23 protein-coding genes, 1 tRNA gene and 2 pseudogenes are annotated in these 22,275 nt (G+C 63.0%); 15 read left to right on the forward strand and 11 right to left on the reverse strand.

The features are described from left to right. Window positions 1-8: 8 nt before the first annotated feature. Window positions 9-85: transfer RNA gene (locus EL338_RS03410), tRNA-Phe, on the forward strand. Window positions 86-123: 38 nt separating this feature from the next. On the opposite strand, the gene EL338_RS03415 is transcribed toward EL338_RS03410, so the two are convergent. The 5 genes from EL338_RS03415 to EL338_RS03435 are packed head-to-tail and all read right to left on the reverse strand — an operon-like array spanning window position 124 to window position 3,568. Next, window positions 124-1,278, reverse strand: a complete 1,155-nt coding sequence (locus tag EL338_RS03415) for a tyrosine-type recombinase/integrase (RefSeq protein ID WP_126332446.1) — start codon at window positions 1,276-1,278, stop codon at window positions 124-126. Next, window positions 1,278-1,514: a helix-turn-helix transcriptional regulator gene (locus tag EL338_RS26420; protein WP_126332447.1), complete on the reverse strand. Its 237-nt coding sequence runs from the start codon at window positions 1,512-1,514 to the stop codon at window positions 1,278-1,280. The genes EL338_RS03415 and EL338_RS26420 overlap by 1 nt, the downstream gene beginning before the upstream one ends. A gap of 4 nt (window positions 1,515-1,518) precedes the next feature. After that, window positions 1,519-1,830, reverse strand: a complete 312-nt coding sequence (locus EL338_RS03425) for a hypothetical protein (RefSeq protein ID WP_126332448.1) — start codon at window positions 1,828-1,830, stop codon at window positions 1,519-1,521. Then, window positions 1,827-3,149 (reverse strand): FtsK/SpoIIIE domain-containing protein, encoded by a 1,323-nt coding sequence (locus tag EL338_RS03430; protein ID WP_126332449.1) that lies wholly within the window; start codon window positions 3,147-3,149, stop codon window positions 1,827-1,829. Before EL338_RS03430 ends, EL338_RS03425 begins: the two co-directional genes overlap by 4 nt. After that, on the reverse strand, window positions 3,146-3,568 hold the full coding sequence (locus tag EL338_RS03435) for a plasmid replication, integration and excision activator (RefSeq protein WP_126336656.1): 423 nt from the start codon (window positions 3,566-3,568) through the stop codon (window positions 3,146-3,148). Before EL338_RS03435 ends, EL338_RS03430 begins: the two co-directional genes overlap by 4 nt. A gap of 221 nt (window positions 3,569-3,789) precedes the next feature. On the opposite strand from EL338_RS03435, the gene EL338_RS03440 reads away from it, so the two are divergent. Beyond that, a complete protein-coding gene (locus EL338_RS03440; RefSeq protein ID WP_235666360.1) occupies window positions 3,790-4,482 on the forward strand; it encodes a GntR family transcriptional regulator in 693 nt (230 codons plus the stop codon). A gap of 14 nt (window positions 4,483-4,496) precedes the next feature. Here EL338_RS03440 and EL338_RS03445 read toward each other — a convergent pair whose 3' ends face one another. Then, a complete protein-coding gene (locus EL338_RS03445) occupies window positions 4,497-4,811 on the reverse strand; it encodes a M48 metallopeptidase family protein (protein ID WP_235666361.1) in 315 nt (104 codons plus the stop codon). Between the two features lie 14 nt (window positions 4,812-4,825). Further along, window positions 4,826-5,545 carry a hypothetical protein gene (locus EL338_RS03450; RefSeq protein ID WP_179967157.1) on the reverse strand — a complete coding sequence of 240 codons (720 nt, stop codon included), beginning with the start codon at window positions 5,543-5,545 and terminating at the stop codon, window positions 4,826-4,828. 113 nt (window positions 5,546-5,658) lie between these two features. On the opposite strand from EL338_RS03450, the gene EL338_RS03455 reads away from it, so the two are divergent. Both EL338_RS03455 and EL338_RS03460 read left to right on the forward strand, forming a co-directional pair. Next, entirely contained in the window at window positions 5,659-6,870 is a 1,212-nt protein-coding gene (locus EL338_RS03455) for a restriction endonuclease subunit S (protein WP_126332451.1), read from the forward strand. Continuing rightward, window positions 6,867-9,149, forward strand: a complete 2,283-nt coding sequence (locus tag EL338_RS03460) for a type I restriction endonuclease subunit R (protein ID WP_235666362.1) — start codon at window positions 6,867-6,869, stop codon at window positions 9,147-9,149. Before EL338_RS03455 ends, EL338_RS03460 begins: the two co-directional genes overlap by 4 nt. A 128-nt stretch (window positions 9,150-9,277) precedes the next feature. Here the strand turns inward: EL338_RS03460 and EL338_RS03465 are convergent, their stop codons facing one another. The 3 genes and pseudogenes from EL338_RS03465 to EL338_RS26425 form a co-directional block, all read right to left on the reverse strand. Further along, a complete protein-coding gene (locus EL338_RS03465) occupies window positions 9,278-11,839 on the reverse strand; it encodes a S8 family peptidase (RefSeq protein WP_126332452.1) in 2,562 nt (853 codons plus the stop codon). After that, window positions 11,832-12,800, reverse strand: coding sequence for an AAA family ATPase (locus EL338_RS03470; RefSeq protein ID WP_126332453.1), 969 nt, complete (start codon window positions 12,798-12,800; stop codon window positions 11,832-11,834). The genes EL338_RS03465 and EL338_RS03470 overlap by 8 nt, the downstream gene beginning before the upstream one ends. 161 nt (window positions 12,801-12,961) lie before the next feature. After that, a pseudogene (locus EL338_RS26425) lies at window positions 12,962-13,324 on the reverse strand (rolling circle replication-associated protein); the annotation flags it as partial. A 108-nt stretch (window positions 13,325-13,432) separates the two neighbouring features. Between EL338_RS26425 and EL338_RS03480 the strand changes: the two are divergent. The 10 genes and pseudogenes from EL338_RS03480 to EL338_RS03525 all read left to right on the forward strand — a co-directional run bounded on the left by EL338_RS03480 (window position 13,433) and on the right by EL338_RS03525 (window position 19,889). Next, window positions 13,433-14,659 (forward strand): annotated as a pseudogene (locus EL338_RS03480) (IS3 family transposase). A gap of 110 nt (window positions 14,660-14,769) precedes the next feature. Continuing rightward, entirely contained in the window at window positions 14,770-15,204 is a 435-nt protein-coding gene (locus EL338_RS03485) for a TNT domain-containing protein (RefSeq protein WP_170217403.1), read from the forward strand. Next, window positions 15,201-15,689: an Imm61 family immunity protein gene (locus tag EL338_RS03490; RefSeq protein WP_126332455.1), complete on the forward strand. Its 489-nt coding sequence runs from the start codon at window positions 15,201-15,203 to the stop codon at window positions 15,687-15,689. The genes EL338_RS03485 and EL338_RS03490 overlap by 4 nt, the downstream gene beginning before the upstream one ends. A gap of 173 nt (window positions 15,690-15,862) precedes the next feature. Then, a complete protein-coding gene (locus tag EL338_RS03495; RefSeq protein WP_126332456.1) occupies window positions 15,863-16,705 on the forward strand; it encodes a TIGR03619 family F420-dependent LLM class oxidoreductase in 843 nt (280 codons plus the stop codon). Window positions 16,706-16,766: 61 nt separating this feature from the next. After that, a complete protein-coding gene (locus EL338_RS03500; RefSeq protein WP_126332457.1) occupies window positions 16,767-17,048 on the forward strand; it encodes a hypothetical protein in 282 nt (93 codons plus the stop codon). 42 nt (window positions 17,049-17,090) lie between these two features. Beyond that, window positions 17,091-17,498, forward strand: a complete 408-nt coding sequence (locus EL338_RS03505; protein ID WP_126332458.1) for a nuclear transport factor 2 family protein — start codon at window positions 17,091-17,093, stop codon at window positions 17,496-17,498. Between the two features lie 77 nt (window positions 17,499-17,575). Beyond that, entirely contained in the window at window positions 17,576-17,989 is a 414-nt protein-coding gene (locus EL338_RS03510) for a hypothetical protein (protein ID WP_126332459.1), read from the forward strand. Next, window positions 17,967-18,410, forward strand: a complete 444-nt coding sequence (locus EL338_RS03515; protein WP_126332460.1) for an SRPBCC family protein — start codon at window positions 17,967-17,969, stop codon at window positions 18,408-18,410. The genes EL338_RS03510 and EL338_RS03515 overlap by 23 nt, the downstream gene beginning before the upstream one ends. A 60-nt stretch (window positions 18,411-18,470) precedes the next feature. Further along, window positions 18,471-18,908: an SRPBCC family protein gene (locus EL338_RS03520; protein ID WP_126332461.1), complete on the forward strand. Its 438-nt coding sequence runs from the start codon at window positions 18,471-18,473 to the stop codon at window positions 18,906-18,908. Between the two features lie 63 nt (window positions 18,909-18,971). Next, window positions 18,972-19,889 (forward strand): TIGR03564 family F420-dependent LLM class oxidoreductase, encoded by a 918-nt coding sequence (locus tag EL338_RS03525; protein ID WP_126332462.1) that lies wholly within the window; start codon window positions 18,972-18,974, stop codon window positions 19,887-19,889. On the opposite strand, the gene EL338_RS03530 is transcribed toward EL338_RS03525, so the two are convergent. Further along, window positions 19,854-21,047: a pyridoxal phosphate-dependent aminotransferase gene (locus EL338_RS03530; RefSeq protein ID WP_126332463.1), complete on the reverse strand. Its 1,194-nt coding sequence runs from the start codon at window positions 21,045-21,047 to the stop codon at window positions 19,854-19,856. The genes EL338_RS03525 and EL338_RS03530 overlap by 36 nt on opposite strands. Before the next feature lie 105 nt (window positions 21,048-21,152). On the opposite strand from EL338_RS03530, the gene EL338_RS03535 reads away from it, so the two are divergent. Beyond that, window positions 21,153-22,223, forward strand: a complete 1,071-nt coding sequence (locus EL338_RS03535) for a tetratricopeptide repeat protein (RefSeq protein ID WP_163791997.1) — start codon at window positions 21,153-21,155, stop codon at window positions 22,221-22,223. The last annotated feature ends 52 nt before the right edge of the window (window positions 22,224-22,275 follow it).

Consider the following 22,275-nt stretch of genomic DNA (forward strand, 5'->3'; position numbering starts at 1 on the left):
GCCTTCCGGGCCAGGTAGCTCAGTTGGTACGAGCGTCCGCCTGAAAAGCGGAAGGTCGCCGGTTCGATCCCGGCCCTGGCCACCACGTTCTACCTGCATAGACACGATTCTTGCACTCAGCCATCAGTTTGATTCGTCCGGTTCTTGTCCGGTCTTCGGTGTGTGAATTTCGGTTGCGTGAAGCTGATCGAGGTTGGTTGCCACCTGGTCTAGTTCGTCGGCATAGAGATCGCTGTAGATGTTCGCGGTGACGGTCGGTGTCGAGTGGCCCATCGTTTTCTGGACGTAGCGAAGATCAGCGCCGGACTTCCGGGCCAGGCTCGCATAGGTGTGGCGCAAATCATGGATCGTCAGGGGTGCCAGGCCCGTCTTCTCTAGTGCCTTCTTCCAGTGCGTGTGCCTCCGCCAGTTGTTGGATCGGAGCATGGTGCCGCGGGGCGACGTGATGGCCGGTTCATCACGATCCCGTCCGCCGATCCGGGTCTTGAGGATGTCGACAACGACCTGGGGGAGCGGGACCGTTCTGATCCCCGCACGAGTCTTTGGCGGCCCGATTGCGAGGCGCCCTTCGACTTCGGGCGCTGCACGTCGCACGTAGAGCCGGCGGGCAACGAGGTCGACGTCCTTGACGCGGAGACCTACCAACTCGGACCAACGCAGACCCGTATACGCGAGAACGGTCACAACATCACCCTGGTCGCCACATGCAACAGCCAGCGTCTGGACTTCCTGCGCGGTGAGGTAGCGGTGACGTTCGCGCTCGGGAATGCGGCCCGCCGAGACACCGAATGCCGGATTGCGGTGGATCCGGCCATCCTGGTGAGCGACGTCGAGGATGGACCGCAGAAGTCGCAGCGTGGACACCTTCGCCCACGGCCCAACCGTCAAGCCGTCAACGAACGCCTGGACATCGGCGCGGGTGATCTCGTCCACGGGCACATGACCGAACCTCGGCCCGATGCGGAGGTCCCAATGTTGGGTGTAGCCACTCCAGGTCTTTGGTGATACCGCCGGTTTCTTGGACTCGGAGAATTGCGTCCAAATCCTGTTCAACGGCGTCCGACCGAGGCGGGGATCGAATCGACGTGCGCCGAGCGCGGCCTCATTGTCGCGTTCGGACTTGAAGGCCTTCGCTTCCCGAAGCGTTGGGAACGTGGCTGACGTTTCCACCCATCCCGATGCCGCGTCGGGATCGCGGATCAGGTAGCGAACTTGGTAGCGGGGCTCCCCAGCGGCGTTGAGTCGCTTTCGGATGCCGCGTGGTGTGTTGCCGGCCATTACCGACGCACCTGCTTCAACCAGGACCGGACCTCGGCGCAATCCCACCGCCGTACCCGCTCTGACAACGTGTAGCAGGGCGGACCGATCGGCTCGCCGGTCGCTTCGCGGATTGCTGCCCAGCGATTGAGTGTCGCGGCCGAAACGCCGAGCAGTGCCGACACCTGATCCGCGGTCAACAACTCGGGAAAGTTCCCTGCAGCGACGAGAGTCTCCCGGAGGCCTTGAGTGACCATCGTTTCACCTCGCCGCGCGGATCGAGTCAAACCAGGCACGCGTACGCCGCAATCCAGCATCGACGTCGGACTGACCGCCGGTGAGTCCCCATAGGTTGAATGCCCACCGCTCCAGCGCGGAGATCGGTGTCTCACCGCAGTGGTGGAGCTCGGCGTCGTCGCCCAGGATCAGGGCGGTGCCAATGACTTCGCCGCAGGACCAGATGTGCCGGTACTCCTGCCATCCGTCTCTGCGGACGAGGTTGGCACGGCGGAGCAGGTTTTCTGCATACTGCGCCACTTGATGCTGATCGGGTGGTTCGAAGATGGACTTCATTGCGCTGCACTCCCTCCGGATGAGCTTGCCCGTCCGTATTGCTTTGCAGTGGAGCGGATTTGCTCATCGGACCAGAAGTCGGCCCGGACCTTCATCACTTGCCCGTCCTCGGCGATGGCGTAACCGGTGCCCGGCTTGTCAGGACTGATCCGATGCGCGGGTGCGACATCGGCCATCCCATCACCGAGCACCATCGCGACTTCGTCTCGCGACCGCAGTCGAAGTGCGATGGTTTGGGTGAACAGGCCCCGCATCGGCAGGACTTCTTTGCGCGGGTCTTGCAGGAAAGCCGTTACCACGATTCCCAGTGCGCGTCCCTTCGTGAGAATGCGTGCTAGCGAGGCGGCGGCTGCTTTGCGCAGGGCAGGATCGCTCATGTACGCGGTCACTCCGGCCAGTTCGTCGATCAGCAGTACCACGAGGGGCGACGCCTTACTTGGACTGTGCTCGCGAGTTCGACCTGTCATCGCTTTACCGCGCTTCTCCATCAAAGTCTCTAGCGCGGCAAGGGTTTCCACAGCATCGACTTCTGCGGTGGCGATCTTGGTAAACAGGCTCGAACCGACGGATAGTTCGATGCCGTACTTGAGGTCGATCCCCACCAGGCGCACCACATCGGCGGCGACGGCAGGCGCCAGCCCACCGGCGATGCCCCAGAATACAGAGCCTTTGCCTGCACCCGAGCAGCCCACCGTGAGGGTGTGCCGGCCGCTCAACGGCAGGGTCCAGGCTGAGCCGTTTTCGGATCGGCCGAGCTTGACTCGTCCGCTTGCCACTGTAGTTGGCGTCGCCGCGTGACCTACTGACGACAGCTGCTCCCGCATGACCAGTTCGATTCTGAGCGTCCCGGGCGCGATGACCACCGACTGCGATGAGTGCGCTCCGGCAGCATCGCGAATCGCCGGAACAGCGCGCTCCAGTTCGTCGACGGTCTGCCCCATCCTTGCGCGTACCGTCAGGCGAAGGGTAGTGCGGGATACGTCTGTTCCTAACAACTTTGGGTGGAACCAACGTGTCGATGTGACCTGCCGGCCATCGCGGTCGAAGCGAGTGGCCTGCTCGGAAGCGGACAAGCCGCAGCGTTTGCACAACCTTCGCCATGAGACGTGGGCCCAGAGCCGCCAACGCAGCAGCCGGGCAGGTGTTGCGAAACGTTCCTCGTACGTTTCTGGTGAACGTAGCCGCCAGTAGGTGAGTATGGCGCCGGCAACGCAAGCGATGACCGCCACGCACAATGCGACGCTGGCCAAGAAGTGCAGCAAGTGGTCGATTCGGAACGGGCTGCTGGGGTCGACAGGTGTGAATGGATCGGGGATCATGCTGATTCCCGGGCCGTGGTCGTAGCGGTGGACGCCTTGCCTGCCGCCTTCATGTCCGTCGCGCGGAACGACCACGCGATACGGGAGAAGTCGCCCGACCGTTCGATGTATGGCAGGGCCATCAGCCCCTCGAAAACCACAGGAGTGAAGGGTGTTCCGCTGGAATTGGTGGGTGCGATGGGTTGCGCTGGTGCGGCGAACTTCACCGTTACCGTGCGGCTGCGCTTAGGTGCTGCTGGATCGCCATCGAGCACTTCGACCTGCCACATCGGTAAGCCAGTGTCGCGGTCTCTCGCCTGTACGCGGTTCTCGCCGGAGGACTTGTCGAAGTCGATCATGGGGGTTACCTCGGAGACAACGAATGCGCCGCACGGAAACACCTGTTCGTGCGCGATCTGGAGCCATTTTGGGATGGACATTTTTTCCCTTTCAGACATCTAACACTCAGACTGACCTACTCAGCGTATAGGTTGAGTCTAGACAAACGCAATGGTGTTGGCTGAGGCGGATTGGCCAGTAGGTCCTTCATGCCTGGACCTTCCAATTTAATGGCGTCCGTCAGCGGTGCCCGGCTGGAGAACTAGGTCGCGCGTAGGATGGCTTACCGGTGACTAGCCCGTTTGAGGGCAGGAGGCTTTCGTTGAAGTTCGACCAGGTGGACCGCGACAGTGACGTGCCCCCGTTTGAGCAGATCGTGGAGATGCTTAGGCGAGCGATCACGTCGGGGCAGTTGACGGCCGGTGAGCGACTGCCCGCAGAAACCAAAATGGCGGAGCAATTCGGCGTAGCACGGATGACCCTTAGGCGCGCAGTCCAAGAACTACGTGCGGAAGGATTTCTTGTGGCTGCGTCAGGGCGGGGCGTCGCGGTCCGCCCAGCGTCTGGCATCAGAGAAGTCTGGCCTCAAGAGCCGGGCTACCCATCAGAGGCGACACCACAGGATTTCAAGGCTTGGGGAGACGCCGCCCCGATAATCGCGCAGGCAGAGAATATCCGCACTCGCGTCCACACGTTATCGGGGGATCTAAGTGAACTGGGTCTCTTGGTTGGCGATCCGGCAGTGGTGGACAAACTTGTACGGGCCTTAGGGGGAATCAGCTTGGCGCAGGCTGACATTCTCGGCGCCCTTGCCATACGGTTACACATGCACCTTCTTGATCCTGAGCGCTCAAACGAAGTGTTTAACGCGATGGAGGCGGCGCGTCGCGCCTTTGCGGAGGCCTGCGGCGCGGCACAAACAGCATCAAAGATATTGCGACAGAGTACTTCTGATCAATCAGATATGCGGAAGGTCCAGTCGACTCTCCCCTCTCCGAAAGACGCCAATGACTAGCTTGGCGGTGATAGTCAACCGTGGACTTCCTTTGCGCCGCTTGACTTCTCCAGCTCGCGCCAGCCGGGGACGAGCGCAGTCATCATGGCGGTAAAGGCTTTGCCATGCGAGCGGTAACGCAGGTGGAGCAGTTCATGAACGACGACGTAATCCTGAAAACTTTCTGGCGTATCTACAAGATCCTGAGCCAGTGTGATGACACCGTCTGGCGCGCACGAACCCCACTTCGTAGTCAGCTCAGCGATGACGATGCGCGAAGGATTCACTCGAATCTTTGTTGCCCATGTCATTGCTTTGCGAGTGAGCACTTGGTTGGCGGTCAGCCTCATCTTTGGCCTCGACATTAGAGTTTCTCCAGCACGTTCATGATGTTGTCGATGACCTCGGCGCAAATCTTGGCGGGGACATGGCTATCCAGCAGCGGTTTGTAGAGCCCACTGCGCAGGCGGCGCCGCTCATCCGCATTCTGGCTCCAGTGAGGGAACTGATCCACTGCCACCTCGATGCTGACGGCCACACGCTGGATGTCGATACTCCGATTATTCAAGGAACGCTCGGCACTCAGTGCCGAGTAGATGCCGAAGGCACGATCCGAGAGTCCGCTCTGCTCAGCGAATCTTCGCAGTTTGTCTTTCTCCTCCGCGAGGGCTCTGAGGTCATCGAGTGCGGCGAGGCCCTCGACTTTGCGCTCTTCAAGACTCTCGATGACACGATCGGCTCTTTCTTTGATGCTCTGGAGCGCCACCGCGGCTGCCGGATTATCTTCCATCTCTTTGCGTAAGCCACGCAGAAGGTTGTAGACCTTCTCCTCGGGTGGTCCGTCGTCCTTACCCAGTGCCTCCAATGTTGGGACGTCGAACGTGGCAACTTTGGTGAACCTGCCGAGACCTTCTTGAGTTGCGGTCTCCTCGATCAGGCGCTTGGTCTTGTGCTCCAGATCGGCAGTGAAAGTGGTCGCCTCGGAGTAGGCATTTCGCACGGCCGCGTATAGAACAGATAGGCGCTTGTACGTCGCGATGTGGTCGCGCAACTCTGGGCGCTGCAAGCAGCCGCGGCGGATCATGCTGAGATCCCGGAATTGCTCGCGCAGCTCGATGTGCTCACGGCAGAGGAGGCAGAACTCACCGCGGGGTTGCAGGTGCTTCTGCGGCCACTTGCCGAGGCGGGGGCAAAACGATGAGCGCTGAGTGGGAGACGACAACGGTCGGCCAGTGCCTAGTACCGGTATCGGTTGCTGGTAGGTCCAAAATCCAGACGAAGGACTACAAGAGTGCAGGCCGGTATCCGATCATCGATCAAGGACAGCAACGAATTGCGGGATGGACTGACTCACCCGACGCGGTCATCGACAACCCGCTCCCGTTGATCGTTTTTGGCGATCACAGCCGGACCTTCAAGTACCTCGATGAGCCCTTCGCACGCGGAGCCGACGGCACCCAATTGCTCCACCCAGTCGACTCTATCGATCCGTTGTTCTTCTTCTACGCATGCCGGGCGATCGATCTGCAATCTCGAGGCTACAACCGTCACTTCACCCTCCTCAAGGAGAAGGAGATCGCCTACCCGTCGGATCGGGTAGTTCAGCACAACATCGCAGCGGTACTGAGTCGAGCCGAGCGTGCGATCGCTGTTCAAGATGAAATTGGCCAACTGTTGGAGAAAGTAAAGTCCGCCTCCATGCACCAGCTGTTCACGCGGGGACTACGAGGAGAACCCCTGCAGGAGAGTGAAATCGGGCTAATCCCGGAGAGCTGGGAGCTCCGACCCATCCCAGAGCTCAGCGATGTGTGGAGCGGTGGAACCCCCAAGAGGTCAAATGCGGACTACTGGAACGGAGACATCCCTTGGGTGTCCGGCAAGGACCTGAAACAACCCGCGCTCGACGACGCGACCGACCATTTATCACCGCTGGGTGTCGACAACGGTAGCCGTGTTGCACCCGCTGATTCTGTTCTGTTGCTAGTCCGCGGTATGGGCCTTGCGAAGGATCTCCCTGTTGCTGTCATCAACCGACCGATGGCATTCAACCAGGACGTCAAAGCACTCGTCAGCAAGGCTGGCTATTCAGGGAGCTTCTTGCGTTCAGCAATCTACGCTGGCAAAGACCGTCTCCTTTCCCAACTCGCGACGTCGGCTCACGGCACCAAGACGCTCAACCTCCATGATCTTGCGAACTTCGTTGTTCCGACGCCGCCGACTGCCGATGAGGCTGACGAAATTGTTAACGTCCTCGAAACGCTCGACCGGAAGATCGACCTTCATCGCCTCAAGCGCGGCGTCCTAGATCAACTCTTCAAATCGTTGTTGCACAAGCTGATGACTGGCGAGGTGTCTGTCGATGATTTCGATCTGAGCGCCCTGTCATCCACCGATGGGAGCCCAGCATGAGCCAGATCAAGATTTCTGAGGCCAAGTCGGTGCAGTTCCCAATGGTGAAGCACGCCTCAACTGTCGGCTGGGAGCAACTCACTCCAGAGGAAGCCGAGAGCATGCGTCGTGGCCGTGCGAACATGCTGTTCCCCGAGGTGCTGGAGAACAAACTGCGGCAGTTCAATCCGTGGCTTACCGAGGATCAGGCCCGAGCAATTATCGAGAGCATTGAGGCTCTACCCCCCACGATCGAGGGCAACCGAGAGGTACTGCGTTGGCTCCGGGGCGAACGTCAATGGCACGATGAGAACGAACAGCGCCAGCGCCCGGTCCAGGTCGTCGACTTCGATCTGCCCCACGAGAACGCGCTGCACGTCACGTGGGAGTGGAAGATCGAGCCGCCGGCCCGGGCAAAGGGGAACCGCGCGGACATCATGTTCATCGTCAACGGCATCCCGGTCACTATCGTCGAGCACAAGAACCCGAAGGACCGCGATGCCCTGACCAAAGCGGTGACCCAACTCCGGCGTTACGAAATTGAGACGCCAGAACTCTTGGCCCAGACTCAGTTGCATAACGAGACCCACCTGATTGACTACTGGTACGGCGTCACATGGAACATCAACCGCCGCATGCTTTTTAAGTGGAAGCACACAAGGGGCGAGTCCTATCGTGATGCCGTTCAAGCCTTCTTCGAGCCACGCGACTTCCTACGAACTTTGCGCGAGTGGGTGCTCTTCTATATCGAAGACGGCGAAACAAAGAAATCGGTTCTTCGCGAGCACCAGCGCGGTGCCGTCGACGCAGTGGTCGAGCGTTGCGCCGACGGCGCGAAGAACCGCGGCCTAATCTGGCACACCCAGGGCTCCGGCAAGACCTTCACCATGCTTACGGCGGCGCAGTTGATCATCAGCCAGAAGGACCGCTTCAAGAACGCAACCGTGATCCTCGTGGTTGACCGCACCGAGTTGGAGGGCCAGCTAAAGGAGTGGGTCGACAGACTGCTCGGCGAGATGCAGGCCAACGACATTCCGGTTCGGCGTGCCAACAGCAAGTATGACCTGCAAGACATCTTCGATTCCGACTTCCGTGGCCTAGTGGTCTCGATGATCCACAAGTTCGAGGCAATCAGGAAGGACAGTTCCAACCGCGACAACGTCTTTGTCTTCATCGACGAGGCTCACCGGTCGGTCGCTGCTGATCTCGGCTCTTATCTCATGGCCGCAGTCCCAAATGCCACCATCATCGGATTTACAGGCACACCAGTCGGTGGGACACAAGGCGGTGGCACAAGTTCATTCCAGATCTTCGGATCACAGGACGAAATGGGCTACCTGCACAAATATTCGATCGTTGAGTCGATCGAGGACGAAACCACTCTGCCGATCAAGTACATGCTTGCGCCGTCGTCGATGTCCATGGCACCCGAGGACTTAGACGAGCAGTTCTACGCGCTTGCGTCTGACGAGGCCGTCACCGACATCGATGAACTCAACAAAGTACTGCAGCGAACAGTTGGATTGCGCACCTTCCTCGGCTCTGACAGTCGTGTAGCGCAGGTGGCTGAGTTCGTCGCGAACCATTTCAGTGAGAACGTAGACCCTCTGGGGCACAAGGCATTTCTTGTAGCGGTTGACCGCGAGACATGCGCGAAGTACAAGCGCGCACTCGACAAGCTGTTGCCACCCGAGTGGTCCGAAGTGGTCTACAGCAAGAATGCAAGCGATGTAGTCGACCGTCCTGACGTACATGAACTCCAGCTTTCCGATGACCGCGAGAAAGAGGTGCGTCGGCAGTTCAAGAAGGCCAATCAGCAACCTAAGATCCTTATCGTCACTGACAAGTTACTCACCGGCTACGACGCGCCTATCTTGTACGCGATGTATCTCGACAAGCCGATGCGTGACCACGTACTCCTCCAGGCACTCGCGCGAGTCAACCGACCATATGTCGACAGCGAGGGTGTTCAGAAGAAGGTGGGACTCGTCGTGGACTTCGTCGGCATCTTGAAAGAACTTCATAAGGCGCTGCGGTTCGATTCCGCCGATGTGGAAGGCGCCCTGCAAGATCTCGATGTGCTGATGGCGGATCTTCTGCTGAAGATCGACGCTGCTTCAACCGAGTACCTGCTAGTTACACCTGGCCAAGGCGAGGACGAACAATTGGAAGGCATCGTTTACGGCAGATTCGTATCCGAGGACGAGCGCAAAAAGTTCTTCGACGACTACCGTGACATCGAGGCATTGTGGGAAATTCTTTCGCCATCAGCCGAGGTGCCTATCACGACTGCACCGTAGTTGTAATCCGTTTGCGAACCACCACGTCGTGTTCTGGTCAACCTCGGGATTCCCATTGTGGTGTGCGCCAATCTGGATCTGAAGTTTTTAGGGTGCGCGCAGTCGGCCGAAAAATACAGGGCGAGGAGCTATGTCGCGGTGATCTCGGTTTCAATCGGCACCTGCAGCTGTGTAGCGATCGGGGTGTAAAGGTCTATGCCTTGTTCCGCTGTTCTCAACGACAGAATGAGCGCGTACCGGACTGGAAGATCCTTCCGATCGCTCCGGCCGTTGTTCTTCCACCAACCCCCGACTGGGAATACAGCGACTGAGTTGCAGCGCGCCAGCTCACTCCCGGATCCAGTCCACTCGTCCTGGTGGAGCGACCCAAGGTTGCGTTGCTGCTCCCCGAGAAGCCATCGGTCGGTTGTCGTTGCTCCGCTGGCTCCTCCGTCTTCCTGTACTTGCGCATCGCGATTGATGCGGTTAATGAATTCCTGACGGGTCTCGACTTGGCCCTGAAGGTCGAAACGCAGCGAGTGTGAAGCGTATGCATACCGATTTCGCCAGCCTCGACGCGAAGCTGAGGGCTCGATGAAGTAAGACAGGGTGATTCGCAACCGCACATCCGCGGCGCCGAGTTCCTCAAGCGCCTCGCGCGGCCATGGCAAGGTGTGGAGCCGGAACTGCCTCATGTGGAAGTCCGCGCCTTCGAACGGGACGAACTGGTCTTGAGTGACGAGAGTGACTGCCCGCGTTGAAGAATTCAGCACCGCATCCTCCTTCGGCGTACCCCAGCCGTAACGCCGTATTTGTTCTAGGCGCTTCTTCTTCCCTTGAGGGGGATGGATCCTCCGATCCATCGCGGGCGTCCAGTCCGCCTCGTGGGTCAACAATCCCCGGATCGACTCGGGCCAGTAGGCGGGGTATCTGTCCATGGCCAGCACGGCGAGACGCGCGGCTTGGGCTGCGGCGGCGCTTGTGGCATTTGCAGAGGTCAGGGCAATGTCACTGGTATTACTGGTGGAGCGCAGGGACAGGATCGGCAGTTTGTCCTCGAACATCTGCCCGCCGTCGGTGAGGACATTTCCGCCCTCCATGCAGATGTCCGGCTTTATCGGTGCTTTCCGGTGTTTGAACAACATCGATGTCCGGCTGTGCGGCGACAGTTCGCCGGGCTCGGCGAGAGGTTTCCAACCGGCATACTGGGGATGCTGGGGAGTCTCTGTCATTTCGGTGTAGGCGCCAACCGTCAAAGCGTTCCATGCTTGTGCGGGGTCTTCGATAGCAGATAGGTCCGAGTTGGTGAGGTGATCACCGACGTAGGTGTCGACGTTGCCCGCCGCAACTACGATCAGCCGGGTAGCGTCAGCGTCCGGTAACGAGATCAGCCGAAACTGGTCGCCGTCGCGATCGGAGTCAGTGCCCATGGCCAAGGCATCGATTGCAGCCGACCACAGTGTGGGCTCACCTGGATTGTCCGGCTCGGCGCTGAGCGTCAGTGCGAATACTCGCGGGCGGTTGGCCGTAATTTCCGGCAGTGCAACGGCCTGGACTGTGGCGCTCCCGTAGTCCAGTGGATCCAAACTCGCTTCATTGGGCCCTGGTTCCAGACGAACCGATTCGAGGCGATGGCGCAGTTGGATCGGTTCGGCACTCTGTAGCGCGGCATCGAGGTCTCCAAACAGCGCGATCCCGGCCATAGATGTGCCGTGTCCGTATGGGTTCATGTCGGTGCCGGAAGTGCCGATGACGGTGTGCAGGTCAGACTGGTCTAACGACGCGGCGAGAAGTACGTGGTTGCGAAACACCCCGGTGTCGAGATGGCAAACGGCCGGCGCGTCATCGTCGGCCGCACTGACGCGCTCGGCAAGTTCGGAAACGTATTCTCCCTGCTCAGCGGTTGACAGGTCCTCGATTGTTTCGATGAACTCGGGCCTTCGAATTTCTGCTACGGGCACGGCGGTGAATGGCAATGGTTGGAGCTCGGCCCAACTAGCTTCAATCCAAAAAACAGCGCGGTCACGGAATCGGAAGGACCGCGACTGCATCCGGAGTTCGTGTGCGGCAGCGTAGCCACGGATCGTGTCGACGTGCGGGCTGGCCGTGTCCAGCCAGAGTTCCCACCAGTGCCGGCCATGTCGAGGCGGCTCTCCCTCTGATGTCCACAAGTCATCCAGAACTGCAGAACGGATGCGCGAGATGTTGGCAATCAGGTCCTGGTTCTTGGGATTCCCTTTCTTCGTGTTCTCGGCGAGATAGTCCTCGAAGAGCTTCATAAATGCCGCACGGTGTTTGTCCGAGACCCACACCGTCGCTCGTTCGGGCTCTGTCTCCGTCGCCGGCCGCACTGACAGAAGCAGCCACCTCGGCTGTTTGGGTACCTTCTGGTGCCTGGTCAGGCTGCTGAGGGAGTCAAGTTTCAGCGGATAGGCGGCACCTTCCCCCTCAAGCACGATGATTGTGCCCTGCGCCCCGAGCTCGTCGTCGGTGAACTCGGTGGCCACGCGCGCGGCCTCAGAGGCGGTGAATGACGCGTCGAGCTCACCGTTGAGGGCAGCTCCATGCGAAGCGCGATCGACCTTGCGCCGTTTACTAGGGCCGCCGCCTCCGTCGGCGTAACGACGGAACTCCTCAGAACCCGAATATCCCTGAACATAGAGATGGTCGTACTGTTCTCCCCCGGCAGTCGAGCCGCCCCCTTCAGCCAAGGGATGCCGATCGACGAGCCTTCAGAGCCACGATGACGTCCTCTCGCCCCACCTGTGTTTCGCCACGCATTAGCACCGCTTTGGCCGCCGACTCGGCGGCTTTGACGAGATCAGCATGGCTTAGGCCGTCGGTATACCTGCCGAGTTTGGTCAAATCTGTCTTGGCAGCCAGTGAGCCAAGCCGTCCCCGCATGACCGTCACGGCCTGACGTGCATCCGGAAGCGTGTAGTCGAGGACCATGTCGAAGCGGCGGAATAACGCCCTATCTAAGATCGCGCGGTGATTCGTGGCCGCGATGACGATTGACTCTGGGCTTGAGTTCTCGAGGAAGACAAGAAAGGAGTTGAGTATCCGGCGGGCCTCGCCGACGTCGTTTCCCGAACGATCCGCACCCAACGCATCGAACTCGTCGAAAAGGTAGACGGCGCGCTCAGCAGCCACAGCGTCGAACACGACACGCAACTTCGTGGCTGTCTCGCCCATGAACTTGCTCAGCAAGCCGTCGAGACGCACGGTGTACATCGGTAAGGAGAGCTCGGTCGCAAGCACCGATGCCGTCATTGTCTTCCCTGTGCCGGGCGGACCTTCCAGAAGCAAACGGTGTGACGGGGCGAAGCCGTGTTCGAGAAGATTTTTTCGCTGACGCTGCTCGGCGAGAATCTGTTTGATCTGGGCAATGCGCTCGGTCGGCGCAACGAGTTCTCGCAGTTTGACCTGCGGATGCGAGACCTCGACGAGCTCAGCGAGGTCGCCGCGGACGCGGGGAAGCGCGGTGACGTTCGCCAACGGCTTTCGTTCGCGCGACGCGTCCACGGCCTTCTTGATGTTCTCGGCAAGTACGTGGTGCCCCTGCCGGGCTTCGCGTGCCGCGATCTGCAGTGCCACGGAGTAGAAGGCTGCATCGTCGCCTGCCGCGTGATTTCGAACCATCGCGGTGATGTGCTCACCGAGCCCAGCCATTTTCGCCTCCCTCCGTCGCCGCTGATTAACGTGTCCCTGATGGTACGGTCCCACCCGCATCCGACACTTGACGTCCGACGATTCGGGGTAGTCGGGTTCTCGACGGGCCTCCACCTGCCCTTACTCTCTCAAGTAACGTCTTTGCTTCCAATTCGGCAGGCTCAGCCGATGTTCGCCCCCGCTGCAAGCTGCGACGCAAAGGTCGGGCCGTGGTTGACAAGTGCATACCCTCCAGCGAGGCCGCCTCCGCTGCAAATCGTCCGTCGTCGCCGCACTTGCCGGTGAACCACGACGCCGCTTCGATGACCCTTGCGTGGGACCAGACGGATAGCCGTGCGCGGCACCACGGCTATGGGAAAGCGGTTGCCCGTGTCCGCGTAGACCGCCTGGCTCCGTGACCACCGCCTGATGATCCGTCGAGCGGCCAGGTACGCGTCCTGACCGACCTCGACCACGGCAACCGCTTTCTTGAGTCCGTATACGCCCCAGAATCGGCCAGGCCCGCGACCTGCCTGCCGCCACAGTGATCCGCCCCGGCGTGTCTGGAGAGTTCTTCCGTTGGGAAGGATGGGCACGTGGGATCGAAGTCATCGAGGCGGTATCCAGACGAGCTGAAGGTGCGGGCGGTGCAGATGGTGGCCGATCTGCGCAGCGAGACAGTTTCGGAGTGGGAGGCGATGGGCCGGGTTGCTGACCTGCTGGGCGTCGGTACTGCCGAAACGGTGCGCAAATGGGTCCGCCAGGCTGAGATCGACGCCGGCTCTCGGGCGGGGCAGACCAGCGAGGAATCCGAGGTCCTGCGCAAGCTGCGCCGGGAGAATGCCGAACTCAAGCGGGCCAACGCGATCTTGAAGGCGGCCTCGGTTTTCTTCGCCGCCGAGCTCGACCGGCCCTCTCAGTAGTCGTGGAGTTCATCAGCGCCCACCAGCACATGCGGGTGGGCGTTGATGGTCTCAAGTGGGGTGTCGAGTCGATGTGCGCTGTGCTTTCCGAGTACGGCGTCACGATCGCCGCGAGCGACGTATTACGCCCACCGCGCCCGTCAGGGCCCCTCGAAAGCCGACTGGGCCGATGCGCAGGTGATCGATGCGATCTGGCAGCTTCGCCAATCGCAGAGTCTGTACCGAGTCCTGGGCGCTCGTAAAACATGGATTGTATTGCGCACCAATGGTATCGACGTATCGCGCTGTGTCGTGGAACGGGTCATGCGGGAGATGGGTTGGCGGGGTGCGTGCAAGCGCCGGCGGGTGCGCACCACCGTCGCCGATCCGGCAGCGACGCGAGCCCCGGATCGGGTCCGGCGTAATTTCGTCGCCGGTGCGCCTGACCGATTGTGGGTGGCCGATTTCACCTACTGCCGGACTCGTGCCGGCTGGGCCTACACGGCGTTCGTCACCGATGTCTATGCCCGCAAGATCGTGGGTTGGAAGGTGGCTACCGAGATGACCCAGAAGCTGGTGACCGATGCGATCGACCACGCTATCGACACCAGAAAGCGTTCGGGTGCAGCATCTTTGGATTCACTTATCCACCACAGCGACGCGGGCTCGCAATACACCGCGGTCGCGTTCACCGAACGTCTGGCCGCTGAGGGGATCCTGCCTTCAGTCGGATCCGTCGGGGATAGTTTCGATAATGCTCTGGCCGAATCGGTGAACAGCAGCTACAAGACCGAACTCATCGACCGCCAGCCGCTCTATCCCGGTGCCACCGAACTGGCGCTGGGGACCGCCGAATGGGTGGCCTTCTACAACCGTCAGCGACCCAACGGCTACTGCCAGGACCTGACCCCCGATCGGGCCGAAGCGCTCTACTACCATCGCCAACGGCACCCTCATGCCGAGGAGGCACTCAGATAAGAGAACCTCCCGACATGCCGGGGCGGATCAACCCCTCATCTACAGGCAGCGGTCATTCGCCGGACCCGAGCTTTACGGGCCCGCCCCCGGCTCTACAGTCCGATTCACCGTTGCTTGAGGGCTATGACCCCACACCGCCTGGGCCGAACTACACCACCACTGAAGGCAGTCTCATCTATCCCGACGACTCGCTGCCCAGCAAACCCTACGCACTGCCGGGGACTGTTATCGAAAACGTACAGCTGCCGCACGGCACGCCCATCGACCGATTCGGGTTTCCGGGAGGGGGTTGGCTATCTCCGGAAGGGGTCGCATTTGCCGAGCGTGCTTTACCTCCCGATAGCGTGTCGAAACCCTATTACCGATTCATCGTGGACGACCCTGGCAAGCTCCCACCCGGCTACAGCATCGAACAATCCCAGGCTGCCCCCTGGTTCCATCAACCCGGCGGGGGTGTCCAGTACAGAATCGTCGATCCGAAGGGAAACACCGCTGCTGTGCAGGATCTGATCGACGCACAATATCTAAGGGAGGTTAGGGGATGAGCGACTACTCCAGGCTTGCAGCAAACTGGATCAGGTGGTCCGGGTTATCGGGCGTACCGAACGCTTCTGTAGTCGAAGACCACGCAAATGACCGAGCCGTCTTCAAGTCAAGCGAGGGAAGTTTCACTCTGAACCACCAAAGCGATTGGTGGTCGCTTGATGAGACCGATGATCGGGGCAGCCAACATTACGACACGGCCCGGTTCTCCACCTTCGCGCTGGCAGAGATCTATCTGATCTGGACGTGGGCATCGGTCGCCCGGACGGCCCGCGGGGCAGAAAATCTTGGTGCCGCACTGTACGCAGCGGGATTCAATCCAGCCGTCGCGGTCGAGGAGGAAACGCCCGGTGTGTACAAGCTTTCGTCCCGGGCGGGTACGGCTATCGTCACCGGCGTGAAGGCGACCATCATCAGTCATTTGATGGAGGAACCAGTGGAAAAGGTCGAAGCATTGGTTTCCACCGGTTTTCCGTCGTCGACCTGAGTGACATCCGGGGAACGCAGTCGCCGGAGCCGCCGTTCCGACTCGCCGAAACGAAAGTTGTGGTGTTGCACGCATCGGCCGGGTAGGCCCGCGAATAACCCGACTCTGGGCGGCCGGGGAAAACGGCGGCCCGGGTGCGCGGCGATTCAGGTGGCATCTGTCACAGTGGGCGCATGCAATTCTGGTCCGGCACGGCCTTCCTCCCCACCCGCGATCTGACCACGATCGCCTCCCTGCTCGATAAGAACGGCTTCACCGGGGTCTTCACCTCCGATCACCTGATCTACCCGCGCGAACTGCGGACGCCGTACCCGCTGACCGGGGACAAGCCGCCGTGGCTGCCGGAGACCCAGTGGCCCGATTCGTGGGTGACCATCGGCGCGCTGGCGGCGGTCACCACCCGGCTGCGGTTCTCCAACGCGGTGTACATCGTCGGCGCCCGGCCACTGCTCGAGGTGGCCAAGCAGGTCGCCACCGCCGCCGCCCTGTCCGACGGCAGGGTGTCGCTGGCGGTCGGAACCGGTTGGATGCGTGAGGAATTCGAGTTGCTCGGCCAGGACTTCGACAATCGGGGGCCGCGCACCACCGAGATGATCCACGCCCTGCGCGCGTTGTGGCAGGGCGGCTGGGTGTCCTGGCGCGGCGAGTTCTACGACGTCCCCGAGATCATGATCGAACCGCATCCGCCCGCCCCGGTGCCCATCTTGTGCGGCGGTGAATCCGATGTCGCCCTCAAGCGCGCCGCCCGGGACTGCGACGGCTGGGTGGGCACGTACTACAGCTGGGACGACGCGGTGGCGATCGTCGGCCGGCTCAAGGAGTTCCGTCGGCGTTACGACCGCGCCGACGAACCGTTCGAGGTCATCGTCTCGCTCAGCGATCCGCCGTCAGTCGACCTGTATCGGCGCGCCGAGGACATCGGCGTCACCGGGGTGATGTGCGCGCCGTGGCGCGACGGCCGCTACCGCGAAGGCATCGAGCGTTTTGCCGACGACATCATCACCCGATGTGGGTAAAGGTTTGACGGGGCCGTAATCGGGCAACAAACCTGCCGATAACTACACCTTTGGAGGCGTGATGAACCGCGTGATGACCCTGATGATTGCCGGCTTTGCTGCTGCCGCGCTGGCGTCCGGTTGCTCGTCTGCCGTGATGAACCAGGGCGGCGACACCAAGTGCAGCGACTTCTCCGCCGCGGACGAGAAGACGCAGAACGAGAACATCACCAAGATGCTCACCGACGAGGGCAAGAACGAGCCGTCCAACATCGAGTTGACCGGCACCCGCGCCGCGGTCGAGGCCTACTGTCAGACCGTCGGCAGCCCCGACAGCCCCATCAAGGAAGCCCCGCACCTGTAAACCCGGCCGAGCGTGCATGGCACTGGCGTTACCGTGAGTGCCATGCACGCTTTCCGCGCCGCCGTCGAGGCCGGCAACTTCGCTGCCCTGCCCGCCCTGTGCGCCGAGGACGTGGTGTTCCGCAGCCCGATCGCGCACAAGCCCTACCACGGCCGCGAGCAACTCGCGGTGATCCTGCAGGCGGTCTCCAACGTGTTCGAGGACCTGCGCTACGACCGCGAGATCGGCGCCCCGCTGGAACCCGGCCAGGACGGGGACCACGCCCTGATGTTCACCGCCAGGGTGGGTGAGCTGGAGATCAACGGCTGCGACTTCCTGCACACCCGCGGCGACGGGCTCATCGACGAGTTCACCGTGATGCTGCGCCCGCTCAAGGCGGTCAACGCCTTCGCCGAGAAGATGGCCGTCGAGTTCGACAAGGTCATGCGGGAGCACGGGCTGTCCGGGTAGCGCGTCGAGTAGTCCGCTACGTATGACTGCGGCCGTGTATGCCGCCACGCTGGGAAGACACCCGGCGGGGAGGCGACATGGCAACTATCGGCGACGACTGGATGATCGTGTGCGTCGAGGAACGCGCCGACGGCAGTTGGCTGTTCACCATCTGTTACACCGCCGAATTCGGCGAGGCCGATCTGGGCCGGCGCTTCGACGACTCGGTGCAGATCTTCGAACTCCAGCGCGCCGGTCTGCGGCCGGCGGTGTCCGGCTGTCCGGTGTCGTTCCGGGCGACCAGCCCGCGGGTGTTCCGCAAGAAGCGCATCGTGGTCCACCGCGACGCCCACGGCGAACTGCACATGGTGCGCGCCGCGATCCGGCTGTACCACCGCGCCGGCGACGACGTCGTCACCGACGACGAGCAGATCACCCCGCCGGGCAAAGCGGTCCGCTTCGGCGCACCGCTGGTTAAGGTTTCTGACCATGGCCGTCAACGATTCGCGTGAAGTCGTCATCGAAGCAACGCCGCGGGAGATCCTCGACGTCATCGCCGACGTCGAGTCGACGCCGTCCTGGTCGCCGCAGTATCAGAAGGCCCAGATCCTCGACACCTACGACGACGGGCGGCCGCGCCAGGCCAAGATGACCATCAAGGCCGCCGGACTGACCGACGACCAGGTCATCGAATACACCTGGACCGACACGAGTGTCAGCTGGACGTTGGTCTCGGCCGGGCAAGTGAAGGCCCAGGATGCGTCCTACACCCTGACCCCCGAGGGCGACAAGACCCGGGTCCGGTTCGACATGAAGGTGGACCCGTCGGTGCCCATCCCGGGCTTCCTGCTCAAGCGCACGCTCAAGGGCGGGATGGAGACCGCGACCGACGGCCTGCGCAAGCAGGTGCTGAAGGTCAAGAAGGGCGGCTGAGGGCCCGCGGCAGCGAAGTTTTTTCTGCGCAAGCGCGCCGCGGTTACTACCGTCGGAGGTATGGCTGTACGGGCCTCCCGCGAGGTGATGATCGACGCCTCACCCAAGGCGATCCTGGACACTCTCGCCGACGTCGAAGCACTGCCGTCGTGGTCCACGCTGCATCGCAGCGCGGAGGTGCTCGACCGCTATCCCGACGGCCGGCCCCACCACGTGAAGACGACGGTCCGACTGCTCGGCGTCACCGACAAGGAACTGCTCGAGTACCGCTGGGGCGAGAACTGGATGGTGTGGGATGCCCGGCAGACGTTCCAGCAGCAGGGTCAGCACGCCGAGTACAACCTCACCCCGGAGGGCGATCTGACCCGGGTGCGGTTCGACATCATCGTCGACCCGTCGGCGCCCATCCCGGCCTTCCTGCTCAAGCGGGCCAAGCGCATCGTGCTCGACGCCGCGATCGACCGCCTGCGCAGCCGGGTGACCCGCAACCGGGGTTGAACAGAGTTGTGTTCACACTGATTTCAGGGAAGTTCTCCGCGCCGCGACGGCGTTGCTGCTGACATGCCTGCCGGAGTCGTGCTCTCGCCCAGTCCCACCGCCGTCAACGTCGTCGACGACATCGTCGAGCAGGCGCAGCGCGCCCACGAACTTGGGGTGCGTCAGGTGTGGTTGGCGCAGCAGTTCGACATCGACGCGATCACCCTGGCCGCGCTGATCGGCACGGCGGTGCCGGGGCTGGGGGTGGGCACCTCGGTGGTGCCGATCAACCCCCGCCACCCGCTGATCGTGGCCTCGGCGGCCCAGACCGCCCAGGCGGCCAGCCACGGGCGCTTCAGCCTGGGCCTCGGGCTGGGGGCACATGAGCTCGAACGAGAGGCGTTCGGCATCTCGCCGGTCCACACGGTGGACCGGCTGCGCGAACATCTCACGGTGCTGCGCGCGATTCTCGACGACGGCGAGGTGGACTTTCGCGGTCGACACCTCACGGCATCGCCGCGCTGGCCGGTGCGCGTGGCCGGCGGTGCACCGATCCCCATCTACGTGGCCGCCATGGGGCCAAAGGCGTTGCGGGTCACCGGCGAACTCGCCGACGGGACGCTGCCGTACCTGGCCGGCCCGCGCACCGTCGCGGAGTTCATCGTGCCCACCATCACCGAGCCCGCCGCGCAGGCGGGCCGACCCGCGCCGCGGGTGCTCGCCGGGGTGCCGGTGGCCGTCACCGACCGGGTGCAGGAGGCGGGCGACCTCGCCGCGGCCGCCCTGGCGCTCTACGACAGCATCCCGTCGTACCAGAGGGTGGTCGCCCGGGAGGGGCTGTCGTCGGCCGCCGAGTTGGCCGTCATCGGTTCGGCCGACACCGTGCACCGGCGCCTTTCGGCTTACCGCGACGCCGGGGCCACTGACATCGTGGTCGCCACGCTGCAGCGCGACGACCGGGCGGCGTTAGAGGACCTCTGGCGGGTTGTTGCCGCCTTGTAGTCCGCGCAGTCGCCGGATGCCCTCGTCGAGGGTGTCCTCGCGTTTGCAGAAGGCGAAGCGCACCAGGTGATTCCAGTCGGCGAAGTGCGGTCCGTCCGGATCGCAGAACGCCGAGAGCGGGATGGCGGCCACCCCGACCTGATGCGGCAGCTGCTGGCAGAATTCGGCGCTGTCGTGGTAACCGAGCGGCCGCGGATCCGCGCACAGGAAGTACGTCCCCGAACTCGGGTGCACCTCGAAGCCGAGGTCGGTCAGCGCGGCGCTGAGCTTGTCGCGGCGCACCTGCAGCGAATCCCGCAGCGCGGTAACCCAGCGGTCCTCGGTGTTCAGCGCGAGCGCCACCGCGGGCTGGAACGGCGCGCCGCCCACATAGCTCAGGTATTGCTTGGCCGCGCGCAGACCGGCGATCAGAGGCGCTGGCCCGCAAGCCCATCCGATCTTCCAGCCGGTGCAGTTGAACATCTTGGCGGCGCTGGAGATGGTGATGGTGCGCTCGGCCATGCCGGGGTAGGTGGCCAGCGGCCGGTGCCGGTGGCCGTCGAACACCAGATGTTCGTAGACCTCATCGGTGATCACCAGTAGGTCGTTGTCGACGGCGATCCCCGCCACCGCCGACAGTTCGGCGTCGCTGAACACCGTGCCGGTCGGGTTGTGTGGGGTGTTGAGGATCAGCGCCCGGGTGCGCGGGCCGACGCTGCGCCGCAGCGCATCCACGTCGAGAGCGAAGCCGCGGCCGTCGGGAACCAGCGGCGCGCTCACCCGGTGACAACCGGCCATCGCGACCACCGGCGCGTACGAGTCGTAGAACGGCTCGATCATCGCCACCTCGGAACCGGGTTCCACCAGGCCGATGATCGCCGCGGCGATCGCCTCGGTGGCCCCGACCGTCACCAGGACCTCGGTGTCGGGGTCGTAGTCGATGTCGAAGTGCCGTTTGCGTTGTGCGGCGATCGCCTGCCGCAGTTCGGCAATGCCGGCGCCGGGCGGGTATTGGTTGACGCCGTCGCGGATCGCGCGCTGGGCGGCTTCGAGCATCGCCGGGGGGCCGTCCTCGTCGGGGAAGCCCTGGCCGAGGTTGACCGCGCCGACGCGCGCGGCCAGCGCCGACATCTCGGCGAAGATGGTCACCGCGTACGGCTGGAGTCGCTGCACCGTCATATCTGCCGAGGCTAGACGAGCACCGCCGTCGGAATTGCCGCACACCGGCCGCGCACTCAGCCGTTAATGTCCTTCCGAAGGGCCGGCATCGTTTCAGGGGGCTGCATGACGGACACCAGCATCGACGACCTCGAGGCGCGCTACCTCGCGGCGCGCGACCCCGAGACCGCGATGCGCACCGCGGAAGAGCTGCTGGCGGCGCGCCGCAGCGAACTCGGCGCCACCCACCCGGACACCGTGATGACCGCTGTCGCCGCGGCGACCTGGCGATTTCACGCCGGTGACGTCGCCGCCGCGGTGCAGGAGTTGCGTGCGCTGATACCCACCGCGGCCGCGGTCCTGGGGGACGACGATCTCGGCACGCTGGGCGCCCGCCACATCGTGGCCTCCTATCCCGACGGCACCGACCCGTCGCCCGCGCAGCGGCTCGCCGGCTGGCTCGAGCTCTACGCCGACGAACAACGGGTCCTCGGCGCTGAGCACCCCACCACGCTGGCCGCCCGCAACCAGGTGGCTGTGCTGCGGCGCGAACTCGGCGACCGGATCGGCGCCCGCGACGAATCCGCCGCGGTGGTCGAGGCGCAGCGACGGGTCTTGGGGGAGAGCCATCCGGACACCCTGACCGGCCGCTTCACTGCCGCGATGTGCCTCGGGGAGGCCAGCGACGGGGCCGCGGCGCTGGCGGAGATCAAGGCGCTGATCCCGCTGCTGGCCGCGACCTTCGGCCACGACCACCAGAACACCCTGGCCGCGCGGCAGACCAGCGCGCTGTGGAGCGCCGAGGACGGCGGCGATCCGCTCGACCGGCTCTCGGAGTGGGAGGTGCTCGTCGACGACCTCACCCGCGCGCTGGGGGAGCGCCATCCCCTGACGGTCGCGGCGGACCAGACCCGCGCCGAGCAGCGCGCCCGCTGGGAACCGGACGGAGCCGACGGCCTGCTGGCCGGCGTCGTCGAGACCAAGCGGGCGCTGGGGCAGGCCCTGCGGGCCGACGGCCCAAACTCCGAGGCCGCCCTGCGCTGCCGCTACGACCTGACCCAGCGCTTCCTGCGGGGTCTGCGGTTCGACGCGGCTCGGCCCCACGCCGAATCCCTGGTGCGGGACAGCGCAGCGGCGCTCGGCGAGGACCACGAACTGACCTCGGCCGCGCGGCGGTTGCTCAGCGAGATGCCCTAGCTACCCAGCTCCCAACCAAACGGTTGGGAGGACTGCTAGGCTGGCTTGTCAG

It is taken from the genome of Mycolicibacterium chitae, assembly GCF_900637205.1.
Taxonomy (GTDB): domain Bacteria; phylum Actinomycetota; class Actinomycetes; order Mycobacteriales; family Mycobacteriaceae; genus Mycobacterium; species Mycobacterium chitae.